The organism is Shinella sp. M27, assembly GCF_049199905.1.
GTDB lineage: Bacteria > Pseudomonadota > Alphaproteobacteria > Rhizobiales > Rhizobiaceae > Shinella.
Genome location: NZ_JBLZPK010000046.1, coordinates 52,437 through 69,998, shown reverse-complemented (window position 1 = coordinate 69,998; position 17,562 = coordinate 52,437). Strand labels below are relative to the sequence as shown.

Below are 17,562 nucleotides of genomic sequence, written 5' to 3'. Positions count from 1 at the left end.
CAATCGGATAGCAAAAAGGCGGAAGTCAGCGCGAAGGGAACAAGGCCGAGATGATCACCCCCGTTTTCAGCGGTGACGATGTCATGGTCTTTCCTTCGCCCGGCTTCCGCCTTTTGCATGCGTGCTTTTCAGGCACGCAGGCTAAGGCAAGCTTCCAGGTCCATAACAAGAAGACCGTTCCAACGAAACGGACGTGAACCCGAATGGCAAAAGCTGATTTTTACGAGACGCTGGGTGTCTCCAAGACCGCCGACGAGAAGGAGCTGAAGAGCGCCTTCCGAAAGATGGCGATGAAGTACCATCCGGACAAGAATCCGGGCGATGCGTCTGCCGAGCAGAAGTTCAAGGAAGTCAACGAAGCCTACGAGACGCTGAAGGACGCGCAGAAGCGCGCGGCCTATGACCGTTACGGCCACGCCGCCTTCGAACAGGGCGGCATGGGCGGCGGTGGCGGCGGCTTCCAGGGCGGCGGCTTCTCCGACATCTTCGAAGATATCTTCGGCGAGATGATGGGCGGCGGGCGCCAGCGGCGCTCCTCCGGTGGCCGTGAGCGCGGCGGCGACCTTCGCTACAACATGGAAATCTCGCTGGAAGAGGCCTATGCCGGCAAGACCGCGCAGATCCGCGTGCCGACGTCGATCACCTGCGATGTCTGTACCGGAACCGGCGCCAAGCCGGGCACCAGCCCGAAAACCTGCGCGACCTGCCAGGGCTCCGGCCGCGTGCGTGCCGCCCAGGGTTTCTTCTCGATCGAACGCACCTGCCCGACCTGTCACGGTCGCGGCCAGACGATCACCGATCCCTGCACCAAGTGCCACGGCAACGGCCGCGTCACGGAAGAGCGTTCGCTGTCGGTGAACATCCCCGCCGGTATCGAGGATGGCACACGCATCCGCCTGTCGGGCGAGGGCGAGGCCGGCGTTCGCGGCGGTCCGGCGGGTGATCTCTATATCTTCCTGTCGGTCAAGCCGCATGAATTCTACCAGCGCGACGGGGCGGATCTCTATTGCGCCGTGCCGATCTCGATGACGACGGCGGCGCTTGGCGGCACCTTCGACGTCGCGACGCTCGACGGCACCAAGTCGCGCGTCTCGGTGCCGGAGGGCACGCAGGCCGGCAAACAGTTCCGCCTCAAGGGCAAGGGCATGCCGGTGCTGCGCTCCAATCAGGTCGGCGATCTCTATATCCAGATCCAGATCGAGACGCCGCAGAAGCTGACCAAGCGCCAGCGCGAGCTTCTCAAGGAATTCGAGGAGATTTCCTCGAAGGACAACAACCCGGAATCCGCAGGTTTCTTCGCGCGGATGAAGGAATTCTTCGAGGGCTGAGCGCCTTCAAGAGACCAAACAAAGCCGGGGTGGAAACACCCCGGCTTTGTTCATGCCGACCGCAGGAAGAAGTTCGAAAACCGCTTCTGCACGAAGGGCGAGACGATGAAGACCATGGCAAAGACCATGATGGGGGCGATGACGGCCGTGCGCTGCCAGATCGTCCAGCCCTCGGTGAGCGGCAGGACGATATAGAGGATCGTGGTGATCAGCGGATAGACGGGAATGAGCGTGGCGAGCGCCAGGTGCAGCCGGGAAAGCTTGCGGGAGTTGGAGGCGGTGGTCATGGGAGCAACCTTTATAAAACGGAACGTTTCGTTTATATAGAAACGAAACGTTCCGTTCAAGTACCTTTCGTGCTAGAAGGGTAAAAAAGGAAAATCCTATGTCCGACGTCGCCGAAACCACCCCTGCCCGCCGCTCGATCGGCGCGACCCGCAATCCCGAGAGCGAGGCGGCGATCCTCGCTGCGGCCGAAGCGGTGCTCCTGGAAAACGGGTTGAACGGTTTCTCGATCGAGGCGGTGGCCAAGCGCGCGCGGGCCGGCAAGCCGACGATCTACCGCTGGTGGCCCTCACAGGCGGCGCTGCTGCTCGATGTCTATCATTGCCGCAAGCGCACCAGCTTCATCTTCCCCGACACGGGCAACATCCGCGAGGACCTGCGCGCCTATCTGACGGGCATCCTGGCGACCTGGCGGGAGGGCACGGGCGGCGAAGTGTTTCGCTGCGTGGTGGCGAAGGCGCAGGGCGATCGCGACGCGCTGGCAGCCCTTTCGGCCTATATGGCCGACCGCCGCAGCCAAAGCGGTAGGATCATCGAGAAGGCGCAGGCGCGCGGCGAGGTGCGCGCCGATGTGAACCCCACGCTGACCACGGAACTCATCTCCAGCTTTGCCTGGGGCCGATTGCTCACGGAACGGCTCGACGTGACCGACGCGGAGATCGATGCCGTTGTCGATACGGTGCTATCCGGCATCGCCACGCGGCCAGCAGCATAAATCCTTAGCCGGCTGTGCGTAGAAGGCGCAGCTTGCCGTCGGCATCCACCTCGGACGTGACGCCCTCATAGCTCTTCAAAAGCGGATGGTTGGTCTCGATCGGATGGTGATGCGTCGCCGTCATCACGGCCACATGGGCACCGGCGCCTTCACCGGCCAGAATGCCGGCCGGCACGTCTTCGAAGACGAGGCAATCGGCCGGATCGAAGCCGAGGCGTTTGGCGCCGAGGATATAACCATCCGGCGCCGGCTTGCCCTTCGTCACATCATCCGCCGTCACGATGACCGTCGGCAATGGAATGCCGGTCGCGGCGAGGCGGCGATGGGCTAGCGCCACCGGTGCTGATGTCACGATGCCCCAGCGGCCCATCGGAAGCGCCGAGAGGAATTCGATTGCGCCCGGAATCGGAACGATGCCCTCGACATCCTCCATCTCCGCCCGCTCGACCTCTTTCGCCTCGGCGAGCGGATCGACGCCGGGCAGGCCAAGCCGCGTGATCGTATCGATGCCGCGCACGCCATGCATGGTCGGCAGGAAGGCCGCGACGTCGAGCCCGTGCTTGCGCGCCCAGTTGCTCCAGACGCGTTCGGTCGCCGGAATGGAATTGATGATCGTGCCGTCCATGTCGAACAGGAAGGCGGAAAAGCTGCGGTCGAAAACGGGACGGGCTGAAAGGGACAAGACGAAAACCTGCTGGCCGGGAGGGGAGGCGCTAAGCGCGGCGGGAGGTTTGGATTACCCGCTCCCGCCCGGGCAGGCAACCGGCTTCACGCCTTCGTGTCCCGCGGAACACTCTTGACGTTGATGCCGCGCGCCAGACACCCCATCTTTCTGTTGCTCCCGGCAGAATGCGCCGACAAACGATTCCCCTTCGCGGAAAAATGCTCTAGCTCTCGAACCATGCCGCACAAGGTTTCCCTCTCCCGCCTCAAGCTCACGGATTTCCGCAACTATGCGGGCCTGTCGCTGTCGCTCGATGGCCGGCATGTCGTGCTGACCGGGCAGAACGGCGCGGGCAAGACGAACCTCATGGAAGCCGTCTCATTCCTCTCGCCCGGCCGGGGCCTTCGCCGTGCCGCCTATGCGGATGTGCCGCGCGCCGGCAGCGATGGCGGTTTCTCCGTTTTCGCCACGCTCGACGGCATGATGGGCGAGGTCGATATCGGCACCGGCACGGAAGGCGGTGATGAGGGCACGGCGCGAAAGCTGCGCCTCAACGGCACCGCGGTGCGAACCGTCGACGAACTGCTCGATCACCTGCGCGTCGTCTGGCTGACGCCCTCCATGGACGGTCTCTTCACCGGCCCCTCGGCCGACCGCCGCCGCTTTCTCGACCGGCTGGTGCTGTCGCTCGATCCCGAACACGGCCGGCGTGCGGCGGATTTCGAAAAGGCGATGCGCGGCCGCAACCGGCTGTTGTCCGACCATCGGCCCGATCCCGCCTGGCTGACGGCGCTGGAAAAGCAGATGGCCGAACTCGGCATTGCCATGGCGCATGCCCGCCACGAGCTCGTCAGCCTGCTCTCCGGCCTGGTGGAAGCCGCGCGCGACGACGGGCCGTTCCCCTCCGCCACGCTGCGGCTCTCCGGCTTTCTCGACGCCGAATGGCAGCGCCCGGCCTACGAGATCGAGGAGATCTATCTCGACATGCTGCAAAGCGGGCGCTACCGCGACGCGAGCGCCGGCCGCACGCTGGACGGGCCGCACCGCGCCGACCTGCTGATCCGCCATCGCGAGAAGGACATGGAGGCCGAGCGCTGCTCGACGGGCGAGCAGAAGGCGCTGTTGATCGGCCTCATCCTCGCCCATGCCGGGCTTGTCGCCGGCATGACCGGCCATGCGCCGGTGCTGCTGCTCGACGAAATCGCCGCCCATCTGGACGAGGGCCGGCGCGCTGCGCTGTTCGACCGGGTCGACGCGCTCGGCGGCCAGTCCTTCATGACCGGCACGGATCGGTCGATGTTCGATGCGCTCGGCGACCGGGCGCAGTTCCTCACCGTCTCGAACGGAGGCATTCTGGCATGACGGATCCTCTTAGCCCCGAAGAAATCGACCGCTACCGCCGCCATATCGTGCTGGCCGAGATCGGCGGCTCCGGCCAGCAGAAGCTGAAGGCGGCGAATGTGCTTGTTGTCGGCGCGGGCGGTCTCGGCGCGCCTGTCATACATTATCTCGCCGCCGCCGGCATCGGCCATATCGGTGTGCTCGACGACGACACCGTCTCGCTCTCCAACCTCCAGCGCCAGGTGATCCACGACACGGCGGGCCTGGGCACGCCGAAGATCGAGAGTGCCGAGGCTGCCGTCGCCCGCCTCAACCCACATGTGCGGTTTTCCGGTGTCGCCGAACGGCTGACCACGGAGAATGCAGCCCGTTTGTTAGCCGGCTATGATCTTCTGGTCGATGGCTCCGACAATTTCGAAACGCGCTATGCGTCGGCCGATGCGGCCGAGGAAGCGCGCATTCCGCTGGTGACCGGCGCCGTCGGCCGTTTCGACGGCTCGCTGACCGTGTTGAAACCCTATGAGGCTGCTGCGGATGGCCAGCTCAACCCCGGCTACCGCGATCTCTTCCCATCCGCTCCGCCGCCGGGCGTCGTGCCGGCCTGCGCGGAGGCCGGTATCGTCGGGGCGCTGACCGGGGTCGTCGGCACGCTGATGGCGATGGAAGTCATCAAGCTCGTCACGGGCGCTGGTGAGCCGCTGGTCGGTCGGCTGCTGCTCTATGACGGGCTGGCCGCCCGTTTCGAGACCCTGAAATATGCAAGGCGCCGGACGGTGAAGACATGACGGCCGTTATCCGTATCGGTCCGGATTTCGCGCGATGGGATGAGTTGCTTTCGCTCATCCTCGACGCTTTCGCCTATATGGACGGCGTCATCGACCCGCCATCCTCCGCACATCGGCTGACGCCGGCCTCGCTCGTGGCGAAGGCTGAAGCGGAAATCGCCTACGCGGCCATGGAGGGGCAAATGCTGCTCGGCTGCATCTTCTGCCGGCCGGAGCCCGAGTCGCTCTATATCGGCAAGCTCGCGGTCGGGACGCGCTTTCAGGGCCGAGGCGCTGGGCAACTGTTGCTGGAGAGGGCCGAGAAGTTGGCACGCGACCTGGGCTTGCCGGCGCTGCGGCTGGAAACGCGCATCGAACTGACAGGCAATCATGCCGCCTTCGCGCGCTGGGGGTTTGTCAGGACGGGCGAATACGCCCATCCCGGTTTCGACCGCATCACGGCAATCGAGATGCGCAAGACGCTGACCTAGACCATTTCCGGTTACCAAAAATGTTCTAGATTCTTGTGTTTGTTGCATTGTCCGACGCCGAAGCGAAGGCGCTTCGGCTGGAAATGCTTTAGATCCGGCTCGGCAGCACGCGGTCCGGCGGGCGGTGGCCGTCGAAGAACGTCCTGATATTGATGACGACCTTCTCGCCCATATCGACGCGGCCTTCGATCGTGGCCGAGCTCATATGCGGCAAAAGCACGACCTTGCCCTCGGCGGCGAGCTTCAGGAGCTTCGGGCTGACTGCGGGCTCGTTTTCGAAGACGTCGAGGCCGGCGCCGGCGATCTTGCCCTCACGCAGGCACTTGATCAGCGCCGTCTCGTCGATGATGCCGCCGCGCGCCGTGTTGACGATATAGCTCGTCGGCTGCATCAGCTCGAGCCTACGGGCCGAGAGCAGGTGGAAGGTGGCGGGCGTCGAGGGGCAATTGACCGAGACGATATCGACACGCGCCAGCATCTGGTCGAGGCTGTCCCAATAGGTCGCTTCCAGCGCGTCTTCGGTGTCCGGGCGCACGCGATGGCGGTTGTGATAGTGGATGGAGAGGCCGAAGGCCTTGGCGCGCTTGGCGACGGCGGTGCCGATGCGGCCCATGCCGATGATGCCGAGGCGCTTGCCCCAGATGCGGCGGCCGAGCATCCAGGTCGGCGACCAGCCGGCCCATTCGCCCTTGCGGTCGGTCAGGATATGGGCGCCTTCTGCGAGGCGCCGGGGGGCGGCGAGGATCAGCGCCATCGTCATGTCGGCGGTGTCTTCGGTCAAGACGTTCGGCGTGTTGGTGACGGTGATGCCGCGCTTTGCCGCCGCCTCCACATCGACATTGTCGACGCCGTTGGAAAAACACGCGATCAATTTCAGCTGCGGCCCGGCCTGCTCGATCAGCGCGGCATCGATCCGGTCGCCGAGCGTCGGCACCAGAACATCGGCGCTCTTCACGGCGGCGACGAGCTCCGGCTGGCTGCGCGGCGTGTCGTCGATGTTGAGTTCTGCGTCGAACAGTTCGCGCATCCGGGTCTCCACCACCTCGGGCAGGCGGCGGGTGATATAGACCTTCGGTTTTTTCTTCTGCGTCATGGGATGTTCCGGCGTCCTGTTGACGGGTCCTTAACCAAGTTGGGCAAGGATTGCTTCATCAGGGGCATTTTCTACCAGACCCGGTCGCGAAGACAATCCGCCCGTCATGCGGTCCCCGCGATTTGCTACCGCTGACCGGCATGGCAGCCCGATGCCCCCTCAAAAATGTGTGCGGATCGTCCATGCGTAACCTTGTCGTACGTCTCAGCCTTATCGCCCTTGCGGGCATTATTCTCTCCGTCGCAGGCCTTGAGGCCGCCCATGCCCAGGCAGCCAAGGGACCGAGCGGCCTGCCGCTGCCGCGCTTCGTCAGCCTGAAAGCCAAGAGCGTCAACCTGCGTGTCGGCCCGAGCGTCGATTATGCGGTGTCCTGGCGTTTTCTGAAATCCGGCGTGCCGGTCGAAATCATCCAGGAATACGATAACTGGCGCCGCATCCGCGATGCCGACGGCACGGAAGGCTGGGTGAACCAGGCGCTGCTGTCAGGCGAGCGCACGGCCATCACCGCGCCGTGGATGCGCGGCAAGGGCGAGAATATCTTCGTCAACATGCGCCGCGAGGGCATGTCGAACGCGACGCTGGTGGCCAAGATCCAGCCCGGCGTCGTCGTTAAGGTCGGCGAATGCAACGGCGACTGGTGCCGTGCCGAAGTGGACGGCACGGCCGGCTGGGTCTCGCAGAACGAGATCTGGGGCGCCTATCCCGGCGAAGCCTTCAAATAAGGCCGCGCGCCTTCGCCTCCGCCGCCAGCGATTGCAGCGGGCGGGGGCCGACCTGCTGGATGACGAGGCCGGCGGCAAGGCTGCCGAGACGGCCGCAATCGGCAAAGGAACGGCCGGCGGTGTAACCGTAGAGGAAGCCGGCGGCATAGAGATCGCCGGCACCTGTCGTATCGACGACCGAGGGAATGCTGATCGCCTCCACCTTGGTGCGCTCACCCTTCGACAGGATGACCGATCCCTCCTCGCTCATCGTCACTGCCGCAAGCCGGCAATCCTGCGAAATCTTCCTGAGCGCCTCCTCGAAATCCTCAGTCTCGTAGAGCGCCAGCGCTTCCGCCTTGTTGGCGAAGACGATGTCGACGGTGCCGGAGCGCATCAGGTCGAGGAACTCGCCGCGGTAGCGGTGCACGCAGAAACTGTCCGACAGCGTCATCGACATTTCACGGCCATGGGCATGCGCGATGCGCGCGCATGCGCGGATCGCATCCTTGGCGCGCGGCGGATCCCAGAGATAGCCTTCAAAATAGGTGACCTTGGCGTCGGCGACGACCTGCTCTTCCACGTCCTCGGGGCCGAGCTCGACGCAGGCGCCGAGATAGGTGTTCATCGAGCGCTCGCCGTCCGGCGTCACGAAGATCATCGAGCGTGCCGTCGGCGGCGTGCCGTTGAGCGGCTTCGTCTCGAAATGCACGCCCTGGGCCCTGATATCATGGATGAAGATGTCGCCGAGCTGGTCATTGGCGACCTTGCCGAAATAGGCAGCCTTGCCGCCGAAGCTCGCGACGCCCGAGGCGGTGTTGCCGGCGCTGCCGCCGGAGGCTTCGAGTGCGGGGCCCATGCGCGAATAGAGGAGTTCGGCGCGCTCGGCGTCGATGAGGTTCATCGCGCCCTTGATGATGCCGTTGTCCGTGATGAAGTTTTCGTCGCAGCGCGCGATGATGTCGACGATGGCATTGCCGACCGTCAGCACGTCGAATTTGGTCATGCGGAAGTCCCGTCTCGATTGGGTAAGAGCCGGTATTCGGTCTTAACGGATTTTCCGGCAGTTGGAAGAAAAAAAGCCGCCGCGCCATTTCCGGCGGGCGGCTTCATACGGGACGAGGCCCGATCAGTCCTTGGCGCGTTCCACGTAGGAACCGTCTTCCGTCGCGATGACGACGCGTGTGCCGGCCGAAATGTGCGGCGGTACCAGCGTGCGAACGCCGTTGGACAGGATTGCCGGCTTGTAGGACGACGAAGCCGTCTGGCCCTTCACGACCGGTTCCGTCTCGGCGATCTCGAGCGTGACGTGACGCGGCAGGTCGATGGCGATGGCAACGCCTTCATGCACCGACAGGATGACCGTCATGCCTTCCTGGAGATAGGCCTTGAGGTCGCCGATGTCTTCGTGGGACATGGTCAGCTGGTCGTAGCTCTCCGGGTTCATGAAGTGGTAGCCTTCACCATCCTCGTAGAGGAAGTTGTGCTCGCGGTCTTCCACGAAGGCGCGCTCGACCTGTTCGGTCGTGCGGTAGCGTTCGGAGACCTTCACGCCGTCGGAGATGCGGCGCATGTCGACCTGCGTGACCGGCGTGCCCTTGCCGGGGTGGAAGTTCTGCGCCGTCAGCACGACATAGAGCTTGCCTTCGACCTCGAGGACATTGCCCTTGCGGACGGAAGAGGCGATGATCTTTACCATAAGTCTTCCTTGTAAGTGGATGGTTCGCGTCGTAGAGGACCGCTTAAGGACGTTTCCGCGAACGCTGAAAGTGCGTATTCGGGGCCGCAACTATCCTATATCAAGGCAAAAGGCCAGTCTTGCCGCCGGTATGGCCGAAGAAACCTGTCACATGAGCGTAACAAGCCAAAAACCTTCGCCCTGGTGGACACCAGACGTCCATGCCGACCGCCGGCCGTTCCTCATCGCCCGCAATCGCATCCAGGCGGCGTTGCGCGGCTGGTTTGCCGCGCGCGATTTCATCGAGGTCGATACGGCGACGCTGCAGGTTTCTCCCGGCAACGAGGCGCATCTGCACGCCTTCGAGACGGTGGCCATCGGCCATTCGGGCGTGGAAACGCCGCTTTACCTGCACACTTCGCCGGAATTCGCCTGCAAGAAGCTGCTGGCGGCGGGCGAACGGCGCATCGCCTGTTTTGCCCATGTCTATCGCAACCGCGAGCGCGGCCCGCTGCACCATCCGGAATTCACCATGCTGGAATGGTATCGCGCGGGCGAGACCTATGACGTGCTTATGGAGGATTGCGGGTCCATGCTGGCGCTTGCCGCGGAGATCGCGGGCGCCTCCATGCTCACCTATCGCGGCGCCACCTGCGATCCGCAGCTTGCACCCGAACGGCTGACAGTGGCGGACGCGTTTCGGCGCCATGCCGGGATCGATCTGCTGGCCACGATCAATCCGGATGGTTCGACGGACCGCGAACGACTTGCCTCGGCCATGCGAATGGGCGGATTGCGGGTTGCCGGTGACGACACCTGGGCCGATCTGTTCAGCCGCGTGCTGGTGGAGAAGGTCGAGCCCGAACTCGGTTTCGGCCGCGCCACCATTCTCTGCGAATACCCGACCGCCGAGGCAGCCCTCGCCCGTCCCGCGCCGCACGACCGGCGTGTGGCCGAGCGTTTCGAGCTCTATGCCTGCGGCGTGGAACTCGCCAATGCTTTCGGCGAACTCACGGACGCCGCCGAACAGCGCCGCCGCTTCGAGCTGGAAATGGCGGAGAAGGCCCGCGTCTATGGCGAGACCTATCCGCTCGACGAGGATTTTCTGGCGGCCCTTGCGGTGATGCCCGAGGCAAGCGGCATCGCGCTTGGCTTCGACCGACTGGTCATGCTGGCGACCGGCGCGTCGCGCATCGACCAGGTGATCTGGGCACCCGTCGCGGAGACCGCGCCGTGACGGCGGCCCGCAGCCTCTCCACCGTGGACGATCTTGTCGCCGCCGGTCTCGTGCGGGAAGAGAAACGCATGCAGACTGCCGCCGTCGCCGAACGCTATGCGGTTGCCGTCACGCTGCCGCTCGTCGCGCTCATCGATGCCGACGATCCGCTCGACCCCATCGCCCGCCAGTTCGTGCCCGATGCCGCCGAACTGGTGACGCTGCCGGAGGAACGGGCCGACCCGATCGGTGATCTCGCGCACAGCCCCGTCGAGGGCATCGTGCACCGCTATCCCGACCGCGTGCTGCTGAAGGCCGTGCATGTCTGCCCGGTCTATTGCCGCTTCTGCTTCCGCCGCGAGATGGTCGGGCCGGAAGGCCTTGGCACGCTGACGCCGGCAGCACTCGATGCCGCCATCGCCTATATTGCCGGCCGGCCGGAAATCTGGGAAGTCATTCTGACAGGCGGCGACCCGCTCGTGCTGTCACCGCGCCGGCTGCGCGACATGATGGAGCGGCTTGCCGCGATCAAGCATGTGAAGATCGTGCGCTTTCACACCCGCGTGGCGGTCGTCGATCCCGTCCGCATCGATGCCGCACTGATCGATGCACTAAAAGCCTCGGGCAAGACCACCTATGTGGCGCTGCACGCCAACCATCCGCGCGAATTCACCGCAGACGCCCGTGCCGCTATTGCCCGCATCGTCGACGCCGGCATGGTGATGATCAGCCAGACGGTGCTCTTGAAGGGCGTCAACGACGATGCGGATGTGCTGGCCGCGCTGATGCGCAGCTTCGTCGAGAACCGGGTAAAGCCCTATTACCTGCATCACCCGGACCTCGCGCCCGGCACGTCGCATTTCCGCCTGACGCTTGCCGAAGGCCGGGCGCTTACCGAGCGCCTGCGCGGCCGCGTCTCCGGCCTCTGCCAGCCCGCTTATATCCTCGATATTCCCGGCGGCCACGGCAAGGTGCGGGCGGATTCCATGGCGGTGGAAGAGGCGGACGACGGCTGTTTCCGCCTGCGCGATTTTCGCGGGGAAACGCATCTGTATCCGCCGGAAGAGGGTTAGGCCCTAAAGGCCTTTCTCAAAACTCTTCCCAGTCCCCGTCATTGCCCGTTTCCTGCCGCACGCCCAATGCGCCGGCAAGCTTTTCGCTGAGCGCAAGGGCGGGCGAACTGACCGGGCGGGTTTTTGCGGTGGCCGCCTTGACGTTCCACTGGCCGGGCGATTTGCGGGCGACGGCCGGTTCCGGCGCGGCCATGACCGGCGAGGCCGGGGTAGAGGGCACGATGTGGAGATGCGGCGCCTGCATGGAGCGGCCGGCCGCCGCGCTGCCGCCGACATTGAAGCGGCCGATCAGCGCGTTCAGCGCCTGCACTTCTGAGGCGAGGCCGTGGCTTGCCGCCGTCGTCTCCTCGACCATGGCGGCGTTCTTCTGCGTGCCCTGGTCCATGGCGTTGACGGCGGTGTTGATCTCCTGAAGGCCGGTCGACTGTTCGCGCGCGGCCTCGACGATCGCTACGACGTGGCTGTTGATCTCCTGCACCTCGGTAACGATGGTCTGCAAGGCGCGGCCGGTATCGCCGACCAGCGACACGCCGGTGCGCACCTGCTCGCCGGACGTGTTGATCAGCGCCTTGATTTCCTTGGCAGCTTTGGCAGACCGCTGGGCAAGTTCGCGCACTTCCTGCGCAACGACGGCAAAACCCTTGCCCGCTTCCCCGGCACGCGCTGCTTCTACGCCGGCATTCAGCGCCAGCAGGTTCGTCTGGAAGGCGATCTCATCGATGACGCCGATGATGCTGGTGATCTCGCTGGAGGATTTTTCGATCTCCTGCATGGCGGCGACGGCGCGGCGCACGATCTCGCCGGATTTTTCAGCGCCCGTGCGGGTGCGGCCGACCAGTGCGCCGGCCTCTTCCGCCCGCTTGGTCGAATCCTTGACGGTCGTGGTGATCTCTTCAAGGGCTGCGGCGGTTTCCTCGACGGAGGCGGCCTGCTGCTCGGTGCGGCGCGACAGATCGTCGGCAGCGGCGCGGATCTGGCTGGCGCCGGCATCGATGGCGCGGGCGTTTTCGCCGACTTCGCGCAGCGCGTCGCTGAGGCGCGAGACCGAGGCGTTGAAATCCTCGCGCAGCCGGTCGAGGTCGCCGTCGAAGGGCTTTTCGATCCGGCAGGTCATGTCGCCGGATGCGAGCTTTCCGAGCGCATCGGCAAGGCTGGCAACGGCTTCCTGCACGCGGCCGCTGTCGCGGGTGCGTTCGGCGTCGCGGGCCTGGCGCTCGCCATCGGCGCGGCGGCGGTCGTCCTCGCTCTGGCGCTCCAGGCGCTGGCGATCGGCGGCATTGTCGCGGAAGATCGCGACGGTGCCAGCCATTTCGCCGATCTCGTCGGTACGGTCGGCATGGGGAATGGTGACGGTCGTGTCGCCTTCGGCGAGCCGCTTCATCGCGGCACCCAGGCCGGTGAGCGGTTTCACGACGCGGCGGTTGACGAGGAGGATGGCGGCAAGCGCGAGGCCCATGGCGGCGGCAAGCGACGCCCAGGTCAGCGCGAAGGCGGAGCCCTCCTCGGCGCGGGCCGACAGGATCGTCTCGTCCGTCACCTTCTGGGTGCGCGCGACGAGATCGTTCAGCGAGGCGGTGATCGCATCGGCGCTCGCCTGCATCGGGCCCTTATAGACTTCCAGCGCCGGCCCCTTGGCGGCAATGGCGGAGAACTGGATGAGCTTGGCGGATTCGTCGAGATAGGTCTTCAGCGTCGCCTTGATGCCATCGACCTCCGCCGTCGTCGCCGCGTCGCCCGTATTGGCCGCGCCGTAGCTGTCGACCATTCCGGCAAAGGCATCGGCGCGCTCCTTGATGCGCGCCTCGATACGGCCGATCTCGTCCGGATCCATCGAGAGCAGATGTTCGGAATAGGTGGCGTTCAGCTCGGAAAAGGCATGGCTCAGCTGCAGGATGCTGCTCATCTGCGGCATGCGGTCCGTGCCGATGCGCTCGATATGGCCGGTCATCGCCGAGAGCGAGCGGAAGGCGACGGCACCCTGCAGGCCGCCCAGCACCACCATGAGCAGGAAGAGGGCGGGTAGCAACCTGCTGATCCGGACATTACGCATGACGGTTCCCTGAATTTTATGGCGGCGGCGAGCCGCGTAAGAGTGCGCGAAAGTCTAGGGATCGTCGTTTAACGCCGGCTTAATGGGAGGTTGCGAAGGCCTGCCTTGCCGGGCGCTTTTCCACACCCTACATGCGGGGGCGAACAGGAGTTTGCGATGATCCTCGACGCTGCCCGTCTTTCGCTGGCCAATCTCTTCGCTCCGGAGACGCGCGGCGTCTTCTGGAAGGTTTTAGGCCTCACGCTGCTTGCCCTTGTGGTCATCTGGTTCGGGCTGCGCGAAACCTTCATCGCCTTTGCCTGGCCGTGGCTGCAAGGCGCTTTCATGCCCGACCTGCCGGATTGGGCTGGCTGGCTCACCCTCGTCTTCGGCGTTGTCGCAAGCATTGGGCTGGCGCTCGGCCTTGCCCTGCTGCTCGCGCCCGTCACGGCCATCATCGCCGGCTTCTTCCTCGATGATGTCGCCGAGGTTATCGAGAAACGCGATTATCCCGCGGAAACGCCGGGCGTGGCGCTGCCGATGGGGCAGGCGATAGCGGGCTCGATCAAGTTCCTCGGCATCGTGCTTCTCGGCAACCTGATCGCGCTGTTCCTGCTGTTCATTCCCGGCGTCAATCTGGTCGCCTTCTTCGTGGTCAACGGCTATCTGCTCGGCCGGGAATTCTTCGAGTTCGCCGCGATGCGCTACCGCACGCCGGCGGAGGCACGGCTGTTCAGGTCGAAACACGCGTCCACGGTGCTGCTTGCCGGCCTGTTGATCGCGGCCTTCCTGGCGATCCCCATTGTCAACCTCATGACGCCGCTCTTTGCGGCCGGCCTCATGGTGCATCTCCACAAGGCCTTGAGCCGCAAGGACCGGGATTTCTCACTGCGGCAGAACTGATGCGTCATAGAGGATCGCGAAGTCGGCGCTCGGCGGGATCGGCTTGATCACGTCGATCATCACGCCGTTCGGATCGGCGGTGATGAAATGGCGCTGGCCGAAATCCTCGTCCCTGATAGTGCGCAGGATCGGCAGTCCGGCGGCGCGCACAGCGTCATAGACGGCATCGACATCCTCGACCTCGAAATTCAGGAGCAGGCCCGAGACCTTGCCGCGCCCCACGGCGGGGATCGTCTCATGGCTGCCGTCGAGCACCGCAAGCGTCACCTTCTCATCCTCCTTCGATTGGAGGTGGGTGTACCAATCGCTGGTGAAGAGTGCCTCGAACCGGAAATGCGCCGTGTAGAATTCTGCAGTCCCCGTCACGTCGTCGGTCATGATCACGGGATAGTAGCTGGTCGTTTTCATCGCTTTGCCTTTCGCGAAAATAAACATACAGTCTGCATGTTTCTATCAATTAACATACATGCAGTTTGTATGTAAAGAGGCGAGATGGCACGCAGCAATAGAGAACGCACGGAAGCGACGCGGCTGGCTCTGATCGAGGCAGCGCGGCGGCTGTTCGTGGAAAAGGGCTATGCCGAAACGGCGACGCCCGACATCGTGGCGGAGGCCGGCGTGACGCGCGGCGCGCTCTATCATCATTTCGAGGACAAGCGGGCGCTGTTTCGCGCCACGCTTGAGCGCGAGGCGCAAGCCGTCGCCGCGCAGATCGAGACGGCTTCTATGCCTTCCGGCACGCCGCGTGATGCGCTGCTGTCAGGCGCTTGCGCCTATTTCAACGCGATGGCCGAACCCGGCCGCACGCGGCTTCTGCTGCTGGAAGCGCCCGCCGTCATTGGCCTCGAAGATGCCTTCGCCATCGACCGGGACAATGCCGAGGGTACGCTGAAAACCGGCCTCCGCGACCTGCTCGGGCCGCATGCGGGTGCGGAAAAACTCCAGGCGCTGACGGACCTGCTCTCCGCCGCCTTCGACCGTGCTGCCATCGCCATCGAGGCGGGAGTGGACCGCAAGGCCTATGAGGCGGCGATTGCCAACCTCATCGATGGTCTCAGGGCGTAGGGCCGAACAGCTGTGCCGGCAGCTCCACCAGGGGCGCCGGCACGTCGCAGGTCTTTTCCGGCGATCGACATAGATCGGCGATGACGCAATGCTCGCATTCGGGCCGGCGCGCCTTGCAGCAGTAGCGCCCGTGCAGGATCAGCCAGTGATGGGCGTGGTAGAGATATTCGTCGGGGATGAGGCGCATCAGCTTCTCTTCCACCTCGTCGGGTGTCTTGCCGGGGGCAAGGCGCAGCCGGTTGGCGATGCGGAAGATATGCGTGTCCACCGCCATCGTCGCCTGGCCGAAGGCCATGGAGAGCACGACATTCGCCGTCTTGCGCCCGACGCCGGGCAGCATGATGAGTTCTTCGCGGGTGCGCGGCACCTCGCTGTTGAACCGGTCGACCAGCATCTGGCTGAGCGCGATGACGTTCTTCGCCTTGTTGCGGTAGAGGCCGATCGTCTTGATGTAGTCGCGCACTTTGTCTTCGCCGAGCGCGAGCATCTTTTCCGGCGTGTCGGCGACGGCAAAGAGCGCGCGCGTCGCCTTGTTGACGCCGGCATCGGTCGCCTGCGCGGAAAGGGCGACGGCGACGACGAGCGTGAACGGATTCACATGTTCGAGCTCGCCCTTCGGCTCCGGCCGCTGGATGGAGAAGCGGCGAAAGATTTCTTTGAGTTCGTCCTGCGAATAGAGGCTTTTCGGCCGGGCCGGCGCCTTGCGGCGGGGGGCCGCCGTCTTTTTGATCTTTCCGTTTTCCATGGTGCTTCTATAATCCTCGCTCATGACGCAAGGCAACGCTGACATCACGATGAACGAGCTGCCGGTCTTCTCGGCCGAGCTGCATCCCTACCGGTCGCTCGGGCGCACCGGCTACCGTATCTTCTTCCTCATCGCCGGCGCGCTGACCTTTGCCCATATGGCGGTGTTCCTGATCTCGGGTGCATGGCCGGTTGTGCTGTTCTTCGGGCTCGATTTCCTGATCCTCTTCGGCGCCTTCTGGCTGAACAACCGGGCGGCCAAAGCGCGCGAGGTGGTCTCGCTGTCGCGCACCAACATCTCCATCCGCAAGATCAGCCCGTCCGGCCGCGAGACGGAGCATGTCTTCAACCCGTTCTGGGCGCGCTTCCAGGTGTCGCGCAAGGCCAAGATCGGCATCACCGCCATGCATGTGCGCGGTAACGGCCGCGAGACCGATGTCGGCACCTTCCTGCCGCTCGACGATCGCGAGCGCTTCGCCACGGCCTTTTCCGGCGCCTTGGCCCGTGTCAAACGCGGTTACTGAACGGGTCGGCAGGAATCGGGTGGCGAGCCCACGCGCGCCATGCTTTTCTGGCGGCACAGGAGAAAAGCGATGAACATTGCCGCGACTTTGCAAACCGATATCACGCCTGAGGGCGACGATTACACGACCGTCCGCCAGGTCATCGAGATGATAACGGACGACTATCGCGACCAGCCCGGTCTGGAGGATATTGCCGGAAAACTCGGCCAGTCGCCGACACAGCTGCAGAAAACCTTCACCCGCTGGGCCGGCCTCTCGCCGAAAGCCTTTCTGCAGGCCGTGACGCTCGATCACGCCAAGCGCCTGCTGCGCCAGGAAGAGTTGCCGCTGCTCGAAACCAGCTTTGAGGTCGGCCTTTCCGGCCCGAGCCGCCTGCACGATCTCTTCGTCACGCACGAGGCCATGTCGCCGGGTGAATGGAAGGCGCGTGGGGCGGGCCTGACGATCCGCTACGGTTTTCACCCGTCGCCCTTCGGCCGCGCCCTCGTCATGATCACCGATCGCGGCCTTGCCGGCCTTGCCTTCGCCGATGAGCCCGGCGGCGAGGATGCCTTCGAGGACATGTCCTCGCGCTGGCCGAACGCCAAATATGTGGAGGACAGCGAGGCGACCGCCGCCTATGCCGAGCGCATCTTCGACCCGACCCGCTGGGACCCCAAGGCGCCGCTGCGCATCGTGCTGATCGGCTCGGATTTCCAGGTCCGCGTCTGGGAGGCGCTGTTGCGCATCCCCATGGGCTGCGCCGTCACCTATTCCTCGATTGCCGAAACACTCGGCCAGCCCACCGCCTCGCGCGCCGTCGGTGCCGCCGTCGGCCGTAACCCCATCTCCTTCGTCGTGCCCTGCCACCGCGCGCTCGGCAAGAGCGGCGCGCTGACCGGCTACCATTGGGGCCTGACGCGCAAGCGGGCGATGCTCGGCTGGGAATCGGGCAAGGCCTGAAACGAA

The 17,562-nt window shown here is 64.7% G+C and carries 20 protein-coding genes; 12 read left to right on the top strand and 8 right to left on the bottom strand.

All coding sequences use genetic code 11. The annotated features are described in order from the left end of the window. Positions 1–203: 203 nt before the first annotated feature. Positions 204–1,328: a molecular chaperone DnaJ gene (gene dnaJ, locus ACOZK4_RS18570; RefSeq protein WP_117367282.1), complete on the top strand. Its 1,125-nt coding sequence runs from the start codon at positions 204–206 to the stop codon at positions 1,326–1,328. A gap of 50 nt (positions 1,329–1,378) precedes the next feature. On the opposite strand, the gene ACOZK4_RS18565 is transcribed toward dnaJ, so the two are convergent. Then, positions 1,379–1,615, bottom strand: a complete 237-nt coding sequence (locus tag ACOZK4_RS18565; RefSeq protein ID WP_313530976.1) for a hypothetical protein — start codon at positions 1,613–1,615, stop codon at positions 1,379–1,381. 98 nt (positions 1,616–1,713) lie between these two features. Here ACOZK4_RS18565 and ACOZK4_RS18560 point away from each other — a divergent pair, with 98 nt between their 5' ends. Then, positions 1,714–2,328, top strand: a complete 615-nt coding sequence (locus ACOZK4_RS18560; RefSeq protein WP_421593149.1) for a TetR/AcrR family transcriptional regulator — start codon at positions 1,714–1,716, stop codon at positions 2,326–2,328. 4 nt (positions 2,329–2,332) lie between these two features. Here ACOZK4_RS18560 and ACOZK4_RS18555 read toward each other — a convergent pair whose 3' ends face one another. Further along, entirely contained in the window at positions 2,333–3,010 is a 678-nt protein-coding gene (locus ACOZK4_RS18555; RefSeq protein ID WP_421593148.1) for an HAD family hydrolase, read from the bottom strand. Between the two features lie 219 nt (positions 3,011–3,229). Between ACOZK4_RS18555 and recF the strand changes: the two genes are divergently transcribed. From recF to ACOZK4_RS18540, 3 genes are read left to right on the top strand one after another with little or no spacing between them, the layout of a single operon-like run. After that, positions 3,230–4,354, top strand: a complete 1,125-nt coding sequence (recF, locus tag ACOZK4_RS18550; RefSeq protein WP_421593147.1) for a DNA replication/repair protein RecF — start codon at positions 3,230–3,232, stop codon at positions 4,352–4,354. Next, the gene (locus ACOZK4_RS18545) at positions 4,351–5,118 is read left to right on the top strand and encodes a molybdopterin-synthase adenylyltransferase MoeB (protein WP_421593146.1); all 768 of its coding nucleotides are present in this window, start codon (positions 4,351–4,353) and stop codon (positions 5,116–5,118) included. Before recF ends, ACOZK4_RS18545 begins: the two co-directional genes overlap by 4 nt. Continuing rightward, a complete protein-coding gene (locus ACOZK4_RS18540) occupies positions 5,115–5,588 on the top strand; it encodes a GNAT family N-acetyltransferase (protein WP_421593145.1) in 474 nt (157 codons plus the stop codon). The genes ACOZK4_RS18545 and ACOZK4_RS18540 overlap by 4 nt, the downstream gene beginning before the upstream one ends. 88 nt (positions 5,589–5,676) lie before the next feature. On the opposite strand, the gene ACOZK4_RS18535 is transcribed toward ACOZK4_RS18540, so the two are convergent. After that, the gene (locus ACOZK4_RS18535) at positions 5,677–6,681 is read right to left on the bottom strand and encodes a 2-hydroxyacid dehydrogenase (protein ID WP_421593144.1); all 1,005 of its coding nucleotides are present in this window, start codon (positions 6,679–6,681) and stop codon (positions 5,677–5,679) included. A 182-nt stretch (positions 6,682–6,863) separates the two neighbouring features. On the opposite strand from ACOZK4_RS18535, the gene ACOZK4_RS18530 reads away from it, so the two are divergent. Beyond that, positions 6,864–7,403, top strand: a complete 540-nt coding sequence (locus ACOZK4_RS18530) for an SH3 domain-containing protein (RefSeq protein ID WP_421593143.1) — start codon at positions 6,864–6,866, stop codon at positions 7,401–7,403. Here the strand turns inward: ACOZK4_RS18530 and ACOZK4_RS18525 are convergent. Both ACOZK4_RS18525 and efp read right to left on the bottom strand, forming a co-directional pair. Then, a complete protein-coding gene (locus ACOZK4_RS18525; protein ID WP_421593142.1) occupies positions 7,396–8,388 on the bottom strand; it encodes an adenosine kinase in 993 nt (330 codons plus the stop codon). The two genes, ACOZK4_RS18530 and ACOZK4_RS18525, sit on opposite strands and share 8 nt — an antisense overlap. A gap of 123 nt (positions 8,389–8,511) precedes the next feature. Beyond that, entirely contained in the window at positions 8,512–9,081 is a 570-nt protein-coding gene (efp, locus tag ACOZK4_RS18520; RefSeq protein WP_313530963.1) for an elongation factor P, read from the bottom strand. A gap of 151 nt (positions 9,082–9,232) precedes the next feature. Between efp and epmA the strand changes: the two genes are divergently transcribed. Both epmA and ACOZK4_RS18510 read left to right on the top strand, forming a co-directional pair. Next, positions 9,233–10,297, top strand: a complete 1,065-nt coding sequence (gene epmA / locus ACOZK4_RS18515; protein ID WP_421593141.1) for an EF-P lysine aminoacylase EpmA — start codon at positions 9,233–9,235, stop codon at positions 10,295–10,297. Next, the gene (locus tag ACOZK4_RS18510) at positions 10,294–11,349 is read left to right on the top strand and encodes a lysine-2,3-aminomutase-like protein (protein ID WP_421593140.1); all 1,056 of its coding nucleotides are present in this window, start codon (positions 10,294–10,296) and stop codon (positions 11,347–11,349) included. Before epmA ends, ACOZK4_RS18510 begins: the two co-directional genes overlap by 4 nt. 16 nt (positions 11,350–11,365) lie before the next feature. Here ACOZK4_RS18510 and ACOZK4_RS18505 read toward each other — a convergent pair whose 3' ends face one another. Next, positions 11,366–13,399: a HAMP domain-containing methyl-accepting chemotaxis protein gene (locus tag ACOZK4_RS18505; protein WP_421593139.1), complete on the bottom strand. Its 2,034-nt coding sequence runs from the start codon at positions 13,397–13,399 to the stop codon at positions 11,366–11,368. Positions 13,400–13,555: 156 nt separating this feature from the next. Here ACOZK4_RS18505 and ACOZK4_RS18500 point away from each other — a divergent pair, with 156 nt between their 5' ends. Beyond that, the gene (locus tag ACOZK4_RS18500; protein ID WP_421593138.1) at positions 13,556–14,281 is read left to right on the top strand and encodes a sulfate transporter family protein; all 726 of its coding nucleotides are present in this window, start codon (positions 13,556–13,558) and stop codon (positions 14,279–14,281) included. On the opposite strand, the gene ACOZK4_RS18495 is transcribed toward ACOZK4_RS18500, so the two are convergent. Then, entirely contained in the window at positions 14,264–14,689 is a 426-nt protein-coding gene (locus ACOZK4_RS18495) for a VOC family protein (protein WP_421593137.1), read from the bottom strand. The genes ACOZK4_RS18500 and ACOZK4_RS18495 overlap by 18 nt on opposite strands. Positions 14,690–14,773: 84 nt before the next feature. Between ACOZK4_RS18495 and ACOZK4_RS18490 the strand changes: the two genes are divergently transcribed. After that, positions 14,774–15,346 (top strand): TetR/AcrR family transcriptional regulator, encoded by a 573-nt coding sequence (locus ACOZK4_RS18490; RefSeq protein ID WP_421593136.1) that lies wholly within the window; start codon positions 14,774–14,776, stop codon positions 15,344–15,346. On the opposite strand, the gene nth is transcribed toward ACOZK4_RS18490, so the two are convergent. After that, entirely contained in the window at positions 15,336–16,091 is a 756-nt protein-coding gene (nth, locus tag ACOZK4_RS18485) for an endonuclease III (protein WP_421593135.1), read from the bottom strand. The genes ACOZK4_RS18490 and nth overlap by 11 nt on opposite strands. A gap of 22 nt (positions 16,092–16,113) precedes the next feature. On the opposite strand from nth, the gene ACOZK4_RS18480 reads away from it, so the two are divergent. Further along, positions 16,114–16,614, top strand: coding sequence for a DUF2244 domain-containing protein (locus ACOZK4_RS18480; RefSeq protein WP_421593134.1), 501 nt, complete (start codon positions 16,114–16,116; stop codon positions 16,612–16,614). 69 nt (positions 16,615–16,683) lie between these two features. Beyond that, on the top strand, positions 16,684–17,556 hold the full coding sequence (locus ACOZK4_RS18475) for a bifunctional helix-turn-helix domain-containing protein/methylated-DNA--[protein]-cysteine S-methyltransferase (protein WP_313526508.1): 873 nt from the start codon (positions 16,684–16,686) through the stop codon (positions 17,554–17,556). The last annotated feature ends 6 nt before the right edge of the window (positions 17,557–17,562 follow it).

What these genes read in the sequence shown, in the direction of transcription:
- dnaJ (WP_117367282.1), top strand. Translation starts at nt 204, where the DNA reads ATGGCAAAAGCTGATTTTTACGAGACGCTGGGTGTCTCCAAGACCGCC.
- ACOZK4_RS18565 (WP_313530976.1), bottom strand. Translation starts at nt 1,615, where the DNA reads ATGACCACCGCCTCCAACTCCCGCAAGCTTTCCCGGCTGCACCTGGCG.
- ACOZK4_RS18560 (WP_421593149.1), top strand. Translation starts at nt 1,714, where the DNA reads ATGTCCGACGTCGCCGAAACCACCCCTGCCCGCCGCTCGATCGGCGCG.
- recF (WP_421593147.1), top strand. Translation starts at nt 3,230, where the DNA reads ATGCCGCACAAGGTTTCCCTCTCCCGCCTCAAGCTCACGGATTTCCGC.
- ACOZK4_RS18545 (WP_421593146.1), top strand. Translation starts at nt 4,351, where the DNA reads ATGACGGATCCTCTTAGCCCCGAAGAAATCGACCGCTACCGCCGCCAT.
- ACOZK4_RS18540 (WP_421593145.1), top strand. Translation starts at nt 5,115, where the DNA reads ATGACGGCCGTTATCCGTATCGGTCCGGATTTCGCGCGATGGGATGAG.
- ACOZK4_RS18535 (WP_421593144.1), bottom strand. Translation starts at nt 6,681, where the DNA reads ATGACGCAGAAGAAAAAACCGAAGGTCTATATCACCCGCCGCCTGCCC.
- ACOZK4_RS18530 (WP_421593143.1), top strand. Translation starts at nt 6,864, where the DNA reads ATGCGTAACCTTGTCGTACGTCTCAGCCTTATCGCCCTTGCGGGCATT.
- ACOZK4_RS18525 (WP_421593142.1), bottom strand. Translation starts at nt 8,388, where the DNA reads ATGACCAAATTCGACGTGCTGACGGTCGGCAATGCCATCGTCGACATC.
- efp (WP_313530963.1), bottom strand. Translation starts at nt 9,081, where the DNA reads ATGGTAAAGATCATCGCCTCTTCCGTCCGCAAGGGCAATGTCCTCGAG.
- epmA (WP_421593141.1), top strand. Translation starts at nt 9,233, where the DNA reads ATGAGCGTAACAAGCCAAAAACCTTCGCCCTGGTGGACACCAGACGTC.
- ACOZK4_RS18505 (WP_421593139.1), bottom strand. Translation starts at nt 13,399, where the DNA reads ATGCGTAATGTCCGGATCAGCAGGTTGCTACCCGCCCTCTTCCTGCTC.
- ACOZK4_RS18500 (WP_421593138.1), top strand. Translation starts at nt 13,556, where the DNA reads ATGATCCTCGACGCTGCCCGTCTTTCGCTGGCCAATCTCTTCGCTCCG.
- ACOZK4_RS18495 (WP_421593137.1), bottom strand. Translation starts at nt 14,689, where the DNA reads ATGAAAACGACCAGCTACTATCCCGTGATCATGACCGACGACGTGACG.
- ACOZK4_RS18490 (WP_421593136.1), top strand. Translation starts at nt 14,774, where the DNA reads ATGGCACGCAGCAATAGAGAACGCACGGAAGCGACGCGGCTGGCTCTG.
- nth (WP_421593135.1), bottom strand. Translation starts at nt 16,091, where the DNA reads ATGGAAAACGGAAAGATCAAAAAGACGGCGGCCCCCCGCCGCAAGGCG.
- ACOZK4_RS18480 (WP_421593134.1), top strand. Translation starts at nt 16,114, where the DNA reads ATGACGCAAGGCAACGCTGACATCACGATGAACGAGCTGCCGGTCTTC.
- ACOZK4_RS18475 (WP_313526508.1), top strand. Translation starts at nt 16,684, where the DNA reads ATGAACATTGCCGCGACTTTGCAAACCGATATCACGCCTGAGGGCGAC.